This is a genomic window from Frigoribacterium faeni, assembly GCF_011761235.1.
Taxonomy (GTDB): Bacteria; Actinomycetota; Actinomycetes; order Actinomycetales; family Microbacteriaceae; genus Frigoribacterium; species Frigoribacterium faeni_A.
This window is the reverse complement of sequence record NZ_JAAOYW010000001.1, coordinates 1259280-1272189: the sequence shown is the minus strand read 5'-3', so window position 1 is coordinate 1272189 and position 12910 is coordinate 1259280. Positions and strand designations below refer to the sequence as shown.

Below are 12910 nucleotides of genomic sequence, written 5' to 3'. Positions count from 1 at the left end.
ACCGGGGCACGCCCGCGAGGAGGCGGGCCCACCATGAAGACACGACCCAGGATCATCCGAGCGGCGCTCGCCGGCGCGGGAGCCCTGCTCCTCGCCGTCGGGCTCGCCGTGCCCCTCGCGACGGCGCCGGGCGCCCCCGCTGAGGCCGCCGCCGCGTGCACCCTCGCCAACCCGATCTCGAACGGCGCCGACCCCTCCGTCTGGTACCGCGGCGGGGTCTACTACCTCGCCCAGTCCGACGGGGCGAGGTCCATCTCGCTGAAGGCGTCCCGCACCCTCGGCGGGCTCTCGACCGCGACGGCGCGCACGATCTTCACCGCGCCGACCGGCACGGACCACAGCGCCCAGACCTGGGCGCCCGAGCTCGAGTACCTCGACGGCCGGTGGATCGTCTACTACGCCGCCGCGACCGAGCGCGGCTCGTTCGACGCGACGAACGACACCCACCGCATGTTCGCCATCACGGCGAACAGCCAGGACCCGCTCGGCACGTGGTCGTTCGCCGGCAAGATCGCCGACTCGACCGACCAGTGGGCCATCGACGGCACTGTGTTCCGCTACCAGGACAGCTGGTGGATGCTCTGGTCGGGCACGCCCACGGGCAACGGCGGCCGGGCGCCGCAGCAGATCTACATCGCCCACATGAGCGACCCGCTGCACATCGACCAGGACCACCGCCGCCTCATCGGCAACCCGGACCAGACCTGGGAGACGAGCCGGCAGGCGATCATGGAGGGCCCTGAGGCCTGGATCAGCCCGAACGGCACCCTGTCGATCGTGTACAACGCGAACGCCTCGTGGACCTCGTCGTACGCGCTCGGCATGCTCGTCTACAAGGGCGGCGACCTGACGACCTACCTGTCCTACACGAAGCGCGGCCCGGTCTTCTCGTCGGGCGGCGGCGTGTACGGCCCCGGCGGCGAGTCGATCCCGGTGCCCGGGGCGAACGGCGTCAACTGGAACGTCTACCACGCGAAGACCTCGTCGGCCGACGGCTGGGACGACCGCAAGGTCTTCGCGCAGCCGGTGCCCTGGGCCGCGGACGGGACACCGGCCTTCGGCACCCCGACCGGCTCCGCGGGCTACGACGAGGCGCTGCAGCAGCGCTGCTGAGCTGAGGAGGCGCGGGCGGGGCACGTGGTCCCGCCCGCGCCGTCTCCCCGGCCCGGGTCCGTCCTCGACCGCCCCCCGACGGGGGCCGGGTGCATCATGGGACGCATGGCACACCTCCTCGTCACCGGTTCCTCCGACGGCCTCGGGCACGGCTCCTCCGCCGCCCTCCTCGACCAGGGGCACGACGTCGTCGTGCACGTCCGGGGCGAGCAGCGCAGGGAGGCGGTGGCCGAGCTCGTCGAGCGGGGCGCGGGCCTGCTCGTCGCCGACTTCGGGGTGCGCGACGACGTCCTCCGAGCCGCTCGCGAGCTGAACGAGGGCCGGGCGCTCGATGCCGTCGTGCACAACGCGGGCGTCTACTCGGGCGCGCCGCTGATCCCGGTCAACGTGGTCGCCCCCTACCTGCTCACCGCCCTGCTCGAGCACCCGACGCGGCACGTGTACCTCAGCAGCGGCATGCACCGCAGCGGCACCGCCTCGCTCGACAGCATCGACTGGACGGGCGACCGCGCCACCGGCACCTACGCCGACAGCAAGCTGCTGGTCACGGCCCTGTCGGCCGCGGTCGCGCGCCGCTCGCCCGGCCTGTTCACCGCCTCCGTCGACCCCGGCTGGGTGGCGACCAAGATGGGCGGCCCGTCCGCCCCGGACGACTTCGAGCTCGGCCACCGCACGCAGGACCGGCTGGCCGTGGGCGAGGGGCCCGAGTCCGACGTCAGCGGCGCGCACTGGCACCACGACCGGCGCCAGCAGCCCGAGGCGGCGGCGCTCGACGAGGCGTTCCAGGACGACCTGCTCGCCGCCCTCGAGCAGGCGACCGGGGTGGCGCTCCCCGAGCGCTGACCGGGGGCTCCTGACCCCGGACGGCGCCTAGGCAACGGGCGACGCGCATGGCGACAGGTGTAGCCTGGACGCCGACTTCGTGCGGTTGCATGGAGTCGGGACTCGCCGCACCGCACCGCTCCGAGCCCTTCATCGTCGAAGTCAGGAGACTCCCGTGACCACCTCAGCCACCACCGCCCGCTTCACCGACAAGGTCGTCCTCATCACGGGCGGGGGCTCCGGCCTCGGCCGTGCCGCCGCCGTCCGCCTCGCGGCCGAGGGCGCCCGGCTCGCCCTCGTCGACGTGAGCGAGAAGGGCCTCGCCGACAGCGTCGAGGCCGTCACCTCGTCGACGCCCGGCGCCGAGGTGCTGACGGTCGTCGCCGACGTGTCGAAGGAGGCGGAGGTCGACTCGTACGTGTCCGCCACCGTCGAGCGCTTCGGCCGCATCGACGGCTTCTTCAACAACGCCGGCATCGAGGGGCGCCAGAACCTCACCGAGGACTTCACCGCCGACGAGTTCGACAAGGTCGTCGCCATCAACCTGCGCGGCGTGTTCCTCGGCCTCGAGAAGGTGCTCGCGGTGATGCGCCGCCAGGGCTCCGGCATGGTCGTCAACACCGCCAGCGTCGGCGGCATCCGCGGCGTCGGCAACCAGTCCGGCTACGCCGCCGCCAAGCACGGCGTCGTCGGCCTGACCCGCAACTCGGCCGTCGAGTACGGCCAGTTCGGCATCCGCATCAACGCGATCGCCCCCGGCGCCATCTGGACCCCGATGGTCGAGGCGTCGATGAAGCAGATCAGCGCGGACGACCCCCGCGGCGCCGCCGAGGAGTTCATCCAGGGCAACCCGACGAAGCGCTACGGCGAGGCGCCCGAGATCGCGTCGGTCGTCGCGTTCCTGCTCTCGGACGACGCCGCCTACGTCAACGCCGCCGTCGTTCCGATCGACGGCGGGCAGTCCGCGAAGTACTGACCCGCCCGGCCGGCGAGCCTGCGCCGTCGCCCGGCCGCACCCGCTCCCGGCCGCGCGACCCGCGCCTCCGTGCCTGCTCGAGGGCGGGTCTTCCGGCTCGAGGGCGGGTCCGCGCCGACCCGCCCTCGGTCCGGAACGCCCGCCCTCGACCGCCGGGAGGCGCGGCGGCGTAGAACGGACCCGTGTCCGCCGCCCCGCCCCTGCCGCACCGTCCCGTCACGCAGCACGACTGGCGCGAGGTGGTCGGCCTGCACTGGCGGGTCGAGCCCGACCGGGTCGCCCCGCTCGTGCCGCCCGGCACGCGGCCCGACGAGCACGACGGCGCGGCGTGGACGAGCCTCGTGGCCTACCGCTTCGTCGACAGCACGGTGCCGCCGCTGCCCCGGCTCGGACGGCTCGGCACGATGACCGAGATCGTGGTGCAGATCGCGACCGTCGACGCCCGAGGTCGGCAGGGCATCGCCTACCGCTCCATCGACACGCAGCACCTCCCTGCCGTGCTCGCGGCGCGCACGATCGGCCTGCCCTACGTGTGGGCGCGGGCGGGCTCCCGGGTGCGTCCGGGCGACGTCGCCCACCGCACGCAGCGGCACCGAGGAGGCGCGGGCAGCCTCGTGCGCGTCGCCCCGACCGACGAGGCGGTCGCCCCGAGCCCCGCCCGCGAGTTCTTGACCGAGCGCTGGGGCGTGCACGCCGCCTCCTTCGGATCGACCCGCTGGTGGCGTCGCGCCCACGAGCCCTGGCCGCTGCGCGCCGCGACTGTGACCCGGCTGGACGACGAGCTGCTGGCGGCCGCGGGCCTGCCCGGGCTGGTCGACCGCGAGCCCGACCTCACGACATGGTCGCCCGGCGTCGTGGTGCGGTACTCGCGCGGCTGACGGGCTCCGGGCGCGACGAGACCCCTCGGTGCCGCGTCCGCCGCCGTGCGTGCACGGCGATCTCGGCGGTCCCGAGGGGTCTCGACGGAGCTGGCCGCGGGAGCGGCGGCCGACGCCGGTGCTAGTGCTTGGGCGGGCCCGGCTTGGGGTGCCCGGGGATCGAGTCGCCCGACATGTTCAGGTCGGCGGGGTCGACCTCCACGGTGCCGACGTCGTCGGGGCCGCCGGTGCCCGGCAGGGTCTGGACGGCGTCCTCGTCGATGTCGTCGTCGACCGCGGGGGAGTCGGAGACGGGCGACGACTGCATCTCGTCGGTCGTCTCCTCGCTGCGCGGGAAGTCGTTCGTGGGGTCGTCGGTGTCCGTCGTCGCGTCGGACGGAGTCGTGCTGCGATCGTCGTTGGTCATGGGCGCGAGCGTACGCCCCGGCCCCGGGGCCCCTGCCAGGCGGGGGCGGCAGGCCTGGTGCGGAGACGGGCTCCGCGCCATGATGGTCGCGTCGAGAGGAGCCCCCGTGGTGGACGCGGATGCAGGCGCGAGTTCGGGGCCGGCCGGGAACGGCGGAGGGACGCCTTCCGCGAGGGTGAAGGGTCCTGCCAGCTACTTCCCGTCGATCGAGAAGACCTACGGGCAGCCGATGGAGCACTGGTTCGCCGTGGTGCGTGCCGCCCCGGTCTCTCGACACGGCGAGATCGTGTCGTGGCTCAAGGCCGAGCACGGACTCGGGCACGGCCACGCGACCGCGATCGTGGCCCACGTGCGGTCGCAGGGAACGTCGCACCCCTGAGCGCCTCGCGGCACTCCAGAGTTGCGGAATCATTCGGTGATTCTAGCTAGAGTGGAGGAATGACCGCATCCGACCCCGGCGTCACCGACCCCCTCCGAGGCGAGCTCGACGAGCTGCGCGACTCCCTCGCCGGGGCCCTGGCCCGCCTCGACGCTCTCGAGCAGAGCCTCGCCGCCGGCCGTCCCGCCGACCCGTCCCCCGCCTCCTCGGCTCCTGCCGCCCCCTCGTCCGCCGACGTCTTCTGGGTGCTCGACGGCGTCAAGCAGCGCCTCGACCCGCCCGGGGGCGTCGTCTTCGCCGGCTCGGTCGCCGTGCCGGCCGGGCCCGTCGACTGGCAGATCACCCTGCCGACCGACGGCCTGCTCGCCGCCGACTGGGCGCAGTCGGCCCCGTCGCTGGCGGCCCTGGGCAACGCGACGCGCCTCGGCCTGCTGCAGGCGGTCGTGGGAGGCGCCGACACGGTCGCGCAGATCTCGGCCGAGGGCGGGCTGGGCTCGACCGGGCAGCTGTACCACCACCTCGGCCAACTCGTCGCGACCGGCTGGCTCGTGGCCGCCGGCCGCGGCCGCTACGCGGTGCCGCCCGAGCGCGTCGTGCCGCTGCTCGTGGTGCTCGGGGCGACGGGGCGGGCGTCGTGAGGGGGCCGGAGGCGACCCCTGAGAGGCCCGCGACGCCTGCGGGCCCCGCGACGCGCGCGGACAGCAGCCGCATCCGCAGCCGCCGCCGTGTCGCCGTCGCCGTCCTCGCCGGCGTGGCCGTGCTCGGCGTCGGAGCCGGCGCTGTCCCGCGGCCCCCGTCGCTCTCGACCGAGACGACCGGCGACCCGGCGCTGATCGAGCGGGTGCGCGACGGCCTGCCCGCCGGGGCCCACGACCGGCTCGCCGTCGCGGTCGTCGACGGCGACGAGGTGACCCGCGCCGAGTTCGGCACGGCCACGGGCCCGGGCGCCGCCGAGTTCGAGATCGGGTCGGTGACGAAGACGATCACCGCCTCCCTGTACGCCCTCGCCCTGCAGCGGGGCGAGGTGCAGCGCGACAGCACCCTCGGCGAGACGCTCGGGGTCACGGGCGACGCCGCGTCGATCACCCTGGAGCAGCTCGCGACGCAGCACGGCGGACTGCCGCGGCTGCCCGCCGACCTGTCCTTCACAGGACGCGTGCTGCTCGCGAACCTGACCGGTGCCGATCCGTACACCGACGACGTCGAGACGCTCGTCGACCGGGCGTCGCGGTCCACGGTCGACGACCAGCACCCCTACGCGTACTCGAACTTCGGCATGGCCCTGCTCGGCCAGGCGCTCGCCGCGGCGGCCGACACCCCGTGGGAGCAGCTCGTCGCCGACCGCGTGGCCGAGCCGCTCGGCCTGGTCGACACGTACGCGCCGGGCGACCCCGAGGGGCTGCGCCCGGGCGCCCCGACGGGCGTCACCGCCGCCGGCCGGCACGCCGACGCGTGGACCCTGCACGCCTACGGACCCGCGGGCGGCGTCCGCTCGACCCTCGACGACATGCTGACCTACACGGTCGCCCAGCGCGACGAGCGGGCACCCGGCGGCATCGCCACCGAGCCGCTCGTCGAGGCGGGCGACGGCGGGGGCGAGATCGGCTGGGCCTGGCAGACGACCCCGGGCGAGGGCGACGCCGGCCCGGTGACCTGGCACAACGGGATGACCGGGGGCTACGCGAGCTTCGTCGGCTTCGACCGCGACGCGGACCGCGCCGTGGTCGTGCTGAGCAGCTCGGCCGTCAGCCTCGACGACCTCGCCTTCGCCTTGCTCGAGGACGCCTCGTGACCGCGCTGTCCGCGGTGGTGGTCGGCCTCGTCGTGCTGGTCGTGACCGGGTCGTTCGCGGTGTCGGCCTGGGCGGACAGGGCGGCGCTCCGCTCGCGGAGCCGCGTCGACCTGCTCACCGGGGCGCTCGCCTCGGTCGTTGCCCTCGTGGTGCTGCACCAGCTCGCGCCGTGGAGCTCGGTGCCCGTGGCGCTCTGGCTGCTGCCGGTGCTGCTCGTCGCCGCCGGCGTGTCCGGGGCGGTGCTGCGCTGGCCGGGCCTGCCGTGGCTCCGGCCGGGCCGGTCGCGTCGTCGCGTGCTCGTCGACGCGGTGCTCGAGGTCGCCGTGGCGGCCGCCGTGGTCGTCGTGCTCGTCGTCCTCTGACGGGCCCGCCCCTCACGCTCTGACGTGCCCGACGCCCACGACGCGGCTCACGGGTGACGGTCGAGGACCGCCTGGAGGGTCGCGGGGTCGGGGCGCCCCTCGACCCCGACCGCCGCGGCCAGGCTGTCGAACGGGGTGGTGGAGCTGCCCACGGGGGCGGGCTCGGCCGCCGTCTTCCAGCCGACGTCGAGCCGGTCGAGCGCGAGCTCGAGGAACGCGCCCGTGCTGTACATGAGGTCGCGGGTCCAGAGGCGCTGCTGCTCGGGGTCGTCCCAGTAGGTGTCGATGCCCTCGACGAAGCTGATGGTCGGCTTGGCGGCGGCGTCGCCGGCGATGTCGTAGCGCTTCTCGACGTAGGTCGCCGAGCCCTCGATCGCTTCGATGTCGTTCGTGGGCGCGAGCTGGGGCCAGCGGGCGAGGCGTTCCTGCCGCAGCACGGCGAAGTCCGTCGCGAGCGACCTCAGCTCGGTCGGGTCGGTCGTCGCCATCATCTCGTCGAGGACGGACAGCTCGGCGCGCAGCAGGCTGCGGTGGTCGTCGGTGTGCGGGTAGTCCTCGAGGAACCCGCCGGCGTCGAAGTCCCACCGCGGCCCGGAGCGCGGGGCCACCTCGACGCCCTGCACGGTGACGTGGAAGTTCTCGTGCAACAGGAACGCCGGGAACGACTGGCCGTTGCCCGGCCCGTCGGCGAGCAGCTCGTCGGTGTACCGCATCACCAGCACCTCGACGCCGTCGATCTGCTTCACCGAGAAGTTGCCGGGCAGGTGGGCCTTCCAGTCGCCGACGCCGAAGCGCTTGCTGACCACGACGTCGTCCAGCAGCGGTGCATCGGGCACGGTGACGTGCGCCATGCCCGAGGTGTCGACGACGCCGCTCATGTTGACGAGGATCGCGTACGACCAGTCGAGGGCGCCCGTCGTGGCGACGTGCAGGAGCACCACGGGCTGGTCCTCGTACCGGTAGGAGGCGGTCCAGATCGCCGCAGGATCGGCCGCGGTGACCTCGTACTGCTCGGCGAGCTGGGTGAGGACCTCGTGGTCGAGGTCGTCCATCGCCTCCCAGCTGTCGGGCGACGGGCCGACCAGGCGCCAGGTCACGACGCCGGCGACCACGACCAGGGCGAGGACGAGGGCGCCGCCGACGACTCGACGGACGATGCGCCAGGGGGACCGACGGGCTCTCTTCGCAGTCATGCGCGGAACATATCAGATGTGACGTGGCGCGTCCCTGCGAGAGCAGGGGCCCCGGCCCGCGCTAGGTGATGGTGATGGGCGTCCCGAGCGGCAGCATGCCCGCGAGCTCGCTGATGTCGGCGTTCGAGAGCCGGATGCAGCCGTGGCTCGCGGCCTGGCCGATGCTCGACTCGTCGTCCGTGCCGTGCAGGCCGATCTGGCCCGGGCCGCCGCCGAACGAGTTCAGCGCGTCCGAGAAGGCTGAGAGGCCGTACGCGTAGGGGCCGTAGCCCTGGTTCGTGGGCGCGAGCAGCTCGGTCAGGTAGAACGAGCCGGTCGGCGTGGGGGTGCCGCCCGTGCCGGTGGCGACCGAGAACGACTTCTTCTCGACCCCGGCGTCGTACAGCACGAGGGTGTTGGTGCTCGTCGACGCGACGAGAGAGTAGGAGGTGGTGGTCAGGGACACCGCGGAGGCCGGCACCCAGCCCGTGCTGCCGTTCGGCCGCTGGGCGAGGGCGACGTTCACCCAGTCGCCCTCCTGGCCGACCACGAGCAGGACGAGCGGCGCTCCGCTGGGCTGGGGGTTCGACAGCGTCGTCACGACGGCGCCGTCGGGGCCGTCGTGCACCTCGACCGAGCCGCCGGTCGCGCTGGCGATCGTCGACGACGTGGGCACGGCGGGGTCGGCGCTCAGCGTCGGCGTGGGGGCCGGTGCGCTGGCCGACGGCGTCGCGCTCGCCGTCGGGGTCGGGCGCTCGGGCTCGTCCTCGGGCGCGGAGCACCCGGCGAGCAGCACGGCGGAGAGGACGACGGCGGTGACGGGGACGAGGCGACGGAGCACGGGGTCAGTCTAGGACGTGACGAACGCTCGGCATGGGGCGGCGGGCGCCCGCCACGGGACGCGGGAGGCGCGCGACCGGGTGCCGGGCGGGCGTCGGGGAGCCGACCCGCGCCTCCTACGCGACCCGCCGCTGCAGCTCGCGCTCGATGTCGAGGGCGAACTCGCGCAGGGTCTCGACGGCCAGGTCGGCGACGTCGCGGGGCCGCGGGTCGAAGACGCAGAGGGCCCCGATGCGGGTGCCGTCGAAGGTGTGCACCGGCCAGCCCGCGTAGAAGCGGATGTCGGTGCGGGGCACGTCGAGCCCCTCCTGCCAGGCGTCGGCGACGATGAACGGCTCGTCCGAGCGGATCGTCGTGGCGCAGAACGACTCGCTGAGCGGCAGGGCACGGCTCGACCCGAGCGTGCTCACGACGGCCCACTGGTGGTCGTCGAGCACGAGGTCGAACGCGGCCCCGTCGGTCGCGAACGCCGCCCGGGCACGGTCCGCGATCTCGCGGAAGGCGGCCTCCGGCTCGGGCTGCACGAGGCCGGAGGCGGCGATGGCCTCGAGGCGGGTGCGCTCGTCCTGCGGGGCGCTCCGGGCCCGCTGCGGCGAGTCGACGCGCGCCCGCTGGGCGTGCAGCAGCGGGGCCACGTGCTCGGTGACGGCCTCGGCCCACGCGTCGTAGAGCCGCTCGACGGGGTCGTCGACGCCGACGGGCACGGACCCCGGGTGCGCGGCGGCACCGGGCCCGGCCGCGGGGGTCGCGGGCGACGCGGACGGCACGGCGGGCAGCGCCAGGTGGGTGACGCGCGCGTGCTCGCCGCAGACCTGGTCGGCGACGTCGCGCAGCAGCCGCGCGTGGTGCTCGGCCGAGGGCGAGGCGCGCAGCCCGAAGGCGCTCAGCGCGTCGTCGAGCGGGGCCGACGCGACCACCACGCGGGCGCACGGCCGCAGGCGCGGCACGAGCGAGGTGAGCAGGGCGTCGAGGTCACGGGCCCAGGCCCGCGGCGAGCGCAGGCGGACGGCGTCGGCCGCGCCGACGGTGACGACGACGACGTCCCAGTTCTCGAGGAACACGCTGTCGAGGGCGTCGCGGATCGCGGGGAGGCGGTGGCTGGGCTCCGCGAGGACGGCCACGTGCGAGCCGCGTCCCGTGCGGCGGGCCAGCCGCCGCGAGACCCTGCCCGGCAGCGCGAGCTCGTGCGAGGTGGTGCCCCAGCCGACCGCGGGGCCGGTGCCGACGACGAGCACCCGGTCGGGGTCGACGCCGGCGCCCGCGCCGAACGGCACGTCGTGGGGCCGCGGCGTCGAGGTCGCGCGGGCCGAGAGCAGGGCCAGGCGCGCGGCGGAGGCGGGGGAGCGGAGGAGGCGGCCGGCGGCGTTCACGGGGCGGCCCGGTCGGTCGTGTCGGCGGGCCTCGTCCTGGCCATCGCGTGCCTCCCTGATCCGGCGGAGCCCGCGATCCGGTGTGCAGCGGTGCTGCCTCGCGGGCGGCGCCAGCACGGCGCCGCCCTCCCACGGTAGCCAGGGCGGGCCGGGCAGACAAGGCTGTCCGCCTCTCTCGCAGCGAGCTGCCGGGCAGGGGCGCACCGGTGTCGGCCGCACCGCCTACCATCGCCCGGATGCCCGCCTCCCGCACCCGCACCTCCTCGTCCCCCGCCGTCGACCCCGGCGAGCTCCCCGACGGCTTCGTGCGCGTGCGCGGCGCCCGCGAGAACAACCTCCGCGACGTCGACGTCGACGTGCCCCGCGACCGCATCGTCGCGTTCACCGGCGTCTCCGGCTCGGGCAAGTCGTCGCTCGCGTTCGGGACGGTCTTCGCCGAGGCGCAGCGCCGGTTCCTCGAGTCGGTCGCCCCCTACGCCCGCCGGCTCATCGCCCAGGGCGGCACCCCGCACGTCGACTCGATCACCGGCCTGCCGCCCGCCGTCGCCCTGCAGCAGCGGCGCGGCGCCCCCAGCTCGCGCTCGACCGTCGGCACCCTCACCACGCTGTCGAACTCGACGCGCATGCTCTGGTCGCGCGCCGGCAGCTACCCCGAGGGCGCCGAGCGCCTCGAGTCGGACTCGTTCTCGCCGAACACCGTCGCCGGCGCCTGCCCGCGCTGCCACGGCCTCGGCACCGCGCACGAGGTCACCGAGGCGTCCGCCGTGCACGACGACTCCCTGAGCATCCGCGAGGGCGCCATCGCCGCCTGGCCGGGGGCCTGGCAGGGCAAGAACCTGCGTGACGTCACGGCCGTGCTCGGCCACGACATCGACCGGCCGTGGCGCGAGCTGCCGAAGGCCGACCGCGACTGGCTGCTCTTCACCGACGAGCAGCCCGTCGTCGAGGTCGTGCCGCAGCGCGACCGCGTGGCCAAGCCGTACAAGGGCCGGTTCTGGAGCGCCCGCGCCTTCGTGCTGCACACCCTCGCCGACTCGCAGAGCGAGACGCAGCGCACCAAGGTGCTGCAGTACGTCGAGTCCGGGCCCTGCTCGCTCTGCGGCGGCACCGGGCTCACGCGGGCGGCGCTCGCCGTGACCTTCGCGGGCCGCACGATCGCCGAGCTGAACGGGCTGCCGCTGTCGGAGGTCGCCCACGTGCTGCGGCCCACCGCCGAGCTCACGACGGCGACGGCGGCGACGTCGCGCGCGTCGTCGGGCGAGCGGACGGAGGTGGCGGTCACGATCGCCCGCGACCTGCTGTCCCGCGTCGAGGTGCTCACCGGCCTCGGGCTCGGCTACCTCAGCCTCGACCGGGCGACCCCGACGCTGTCCCCGGGCGAGATGCAGCGGCTGCGCATCGCCACCCAGCTGCGCAGCGGCCTGTTCGGCGTCGTCTACGTGCTCGACGAGCCGAGCGCGGGGCTGCACCCCGCCGACGCCGAGTCGCTCGTCGAGGTGCTCGAGGCCCTGCGCGCCGGCGGCAACAGCGTCTTCGTCGTCGAGCACGACATGGAGATCGTGCGGCGGGCCGACTGGGTCGTCGACGTGGGGCCGGGCGCCGGCTCCGGCGGCGGCGAGGTGCTCTACAGCGGGCCCGTCGCGGGGCTGGCCGACGTCGAGGCGTCGGTCACCCGGCGGTTCCTCTCCGCTCGCGGCGCGTCTGCCCGCGGCGACGCGGGGGCCGAGGAGGCGCGCTCGGCCGAGAGCGCCGCCCGCGTCCCGACCGCGTGGCTCGAGCTGCGCGACGTCGCCCGTCACAACCTCCGGGCCCTCGACGTCGACGTGCCCCTCGGGGTGCTCACCGCCGTCACGGGCGTCTCCGGCTCCGGCAAGTCGAGCCTGGTCGGCGGCGTGCTCGCCGAGCGGGCCACCGAGCACCCGCTCGTCGACCGCGTCGTGCAGGTCGACCAGGCTCCCATCGGGCGCACCCCGCGCTCGAACCTCGCGACCTACACCGGCCTGTTCGACGCGGTCCGCGCCTCCTTCGCGGCCACCGACGAGGCCAGGGCCCGCGGCTGGGGCGCGGGGCGCTTCTCGTTCAACGTGGTCGGCGGCCGGTGCGAGGTCTGCCAGGGCGAGGGCTCGGTCACGGTCGAGCTGCTGTTCCTGCCCGGCAGCTGGGCGCCCTGCCCCGAGTGCCACGGCGCCCGGTACACCGCCGAGACCCTCGAGGTGACCTGGCACGGGGCGACCATCGCCGACGTGCTCGGCATGACCGTCGACGAGGCCGAGGGGTTCCTCGCCGACGTGCCGGCCGCCTCCCGCGCGCTGTCGACGCTGCGCCAGGTCGGCCTCGGCTACCTGCGGCTGGGGCAGCCGGCGCCCGAGCTGTCGGGCGGCGAGGCGCAGCGCATCAAGCTCGCCACCGAGCTGCAGCGCATGCGCGGCGGCCACACCCTCTACCTGCTCGACGAGCCGACGACCGGCCTGCACCCCGCCGACGTCGAGCTGCTCGTGGCGCAGCTGCAGCGGCTCGTCGACGCCGGCAGCACGGTCGTCGTGGTCGAGCACGCGATGGACGTCGTCGCCGCGGCCGACCACGTGATCGACCTCGGACCGGGCGGGGGAGACGCGGGCGGGCAGGTCGTCGCCACGGGCTCGCCGCGCGACGTCGCCGCCTCGGCCGAGAGCCGGACGGCGCCGTACCTGGCGCGCGCGCTCGGGCGCTGAGGTCGCGGCGGGTGCGGGCATGCCCCGCGCATCTCCCAGCTATTCCCCACCTGGCGGGCGTGCACCGAGTGCGTCGCTGCACTTAGTGT

At 75.1% G+C, this 12910-nt stretch carries 13 protein-coding genes; 9 read left to right on the top strand and 4 right to left on the bottom strand.

The window, feature by feature from the left end; genetic code table 11:
- Positions 1-33 precede the first annotated feature (33 nt).
- The 4 genes from FHR78_RS05915 to FHR78_RS05900 all read left to right on the top strand — a co-directional run bounded on the left by FHR78_RS05915 (position 34) and on the right by FHR78_RS05900 (position 3789).
- The gene (locus FHR78_RS05915; RefSeq protein ID WP_166759503.1) at positions 34-1113 is read left to right on the top strand and encodes a family 43 glycosylhydrolase; all 1080 of its coding nucleotides are present in this window, start codon (positions 34-36) and stop codon (positions 1111-1113) included.
- A 105-nt stretch (positions 1114-1218) separates the two neighbouring features.
- Positions 1219-1956 (top strand): SDR family NAD(P)-dependent oxidoreductase, encoded by a 738-nt coding sequence (locus tag FHR78_RS05910; protein WP_166759502.1) that lies wholly within the window; start codon positions 1219-1221, stop codon positions 1954-1956.
- Positions 1957-2110: 154 nt separating this feature from the next.
- Positions 2111-2911: a glucose 1-dehydrogenase gene (locus FHR78_RS05905; RefSeq protein ID WP_166759501.1), complete on the top strand. Its 801-nt coding sequence runs from the start codon at positions 2111-2113 to the stop codon at positions 2909-2911.
- A gap of 182 nt (positions 2912-3093) precedes the next feature.
- On the top strand, positions 3094-3789 hold the full coding sequence (locus FHR78_RS05900; RefSeq protein ID WP_166759500.1) for a DUF2071 domain-containing protein: 696 nt from the start codon (positions 3094-3096) through the stop codon (positions 3787-3789).
- A 121-nt stretch (positions 3790-3910) separates the two neighbouring features.
- Here FHR78_RS05900 and FHR78_RS05895 read toward each other — a convergent pair whose 3' ends face one another.
- Complete coding sequence (locus tag FHR78_RS05895) at positions 3911-4195, bottom strand: hypothetical protein (RefSeq protein WP_166759499.1); 285 nt, start codon at positions 4193-4195, stop codon at positions 3911-3913.
- Between the two features lie 175 nt (positions 4196-4370).
- Here FHR78_RS05895 and FHR78_RS15375 point away from each other — a divergent pair, with 175 nt between their 5' ends.
- The 4 genes from FHR78_RS15375 to FHR78_RS05875 are packed head-to-tail and all read left to right on the top strand — an operon-like array spanning position 4371 to position 6728.
- Positions 4371-4574: a DUF4287 domain-containing protein gene (locus tag FHR78_RS15375; RefSeq protein WP_347878068.1), complete on the top strand. Its 204-nt coding sequence runs from the start codon at positions 4371-4373 to the stop codon at positions 4572-4574.
- Between the two features lie 59 nt (positions 4575-4633).
- Positions 4634-5212 (top strand): winged helix-turn-helix domain-containing protein, encoded by a 579-nt coding sequence (locus FHR78_RS05885; RefSeq protein WP_208392764.1) that lies wholly within the window; start codon positions 4634-4636, stop codon positions 5210-5212.
- The gene (locus tag FHR78_RS05880) at positions 5209-6366 is read left to right on the top strand and encodes a serine hydrolase (RefSeq protein ID WP_166759498.1); all 1158 of its coding nucleotides are present in this window, start codon (positions 5209-5211) and stop codon (positions 6364-6366) included. Before FHR78_RS05885 ends, FHR78_RS05880 begins: the two co-directional genes overlap by 4 nt.
- Positions 6363-6728: a hypothetical protein gene (locus tag FHR78_RS05875; RefSeq protein WP_166759497.1), complete on the top strand. Its 366-nt coding sequence runs from the start codon at positions 6363-6365 to the stop codon at positions 6726-6728. Before FHR78_RS05880 ends, FHR78_RS05875 begins: the two co-directional genes overlap by 4 nt.
- Before the next feature lie 47 nt (positions 6729-6775).
- Here the strand turns inward: FHR78_RS05875 and FHR78_RS05870 are convergent, their stop codons facing one another.
- The 3 genes from FHR78_RS05870 to FHR78_RS15580 all read right to left on the bottom strand — a co-directional run bounded on the left by FHR78_RS05870 (position 6776) and on the right by FHR78_RS15580 (position 10110).
- Positions 6776-7921 carry a hypothetical protein gene (locus FHR78_RS05870; RefSeq protein ID WP_166759496.1) on the bottom strand — a complete coding sequence of 382 codons (1146 nt, stop codon included), beginning with the start codon at positions 7919-7921 and terminating at the stop codon, positions 6776-6778.
- A gap of 61 nt (positions 7922-7982) precedes the next feature.
- Positions 7983-8741, bottom strand: a complete 759-nt coding sequence (locus FHR78_RS05865) for a L,D-transpeptidase family protein (RefSeq protein ID WP_166759495.1) — start codon at positions 8739-8741, stop codon at positions 7983-7985.
- Between the two features lie 115 nt (positions 8742-8856).
- On the bottom strand, positions 8857-10110 hold the full coding sequence (locus FHR78_RS15580; RefSeq protein WP_166759494.1) for a GAF domain-containing protein: 1254 nt from the start codon (positions 10108-10110) through the stop codon (positions 8857-8859).
- Positions 10111-10346: 236 nt separating this feature from the next.
- On the opposite strand from FHR78_RS15580, the gene FHR78_RS05855 reads away from it, so the two are divergent.
- The gene (locus FHR78_RS05855) at positions 10347-12821 is read left to right on the top strand and encodes an excinuclease ABC subunit UvrA (protein WP_208392763.1); all 2475 of its coding nucleotides are present in this window, start codon (positions 10347-10349) and stop codon (positions 12819-12821) included.
- Positions 12822-12910: the final 89 nt, after the last annotated feature.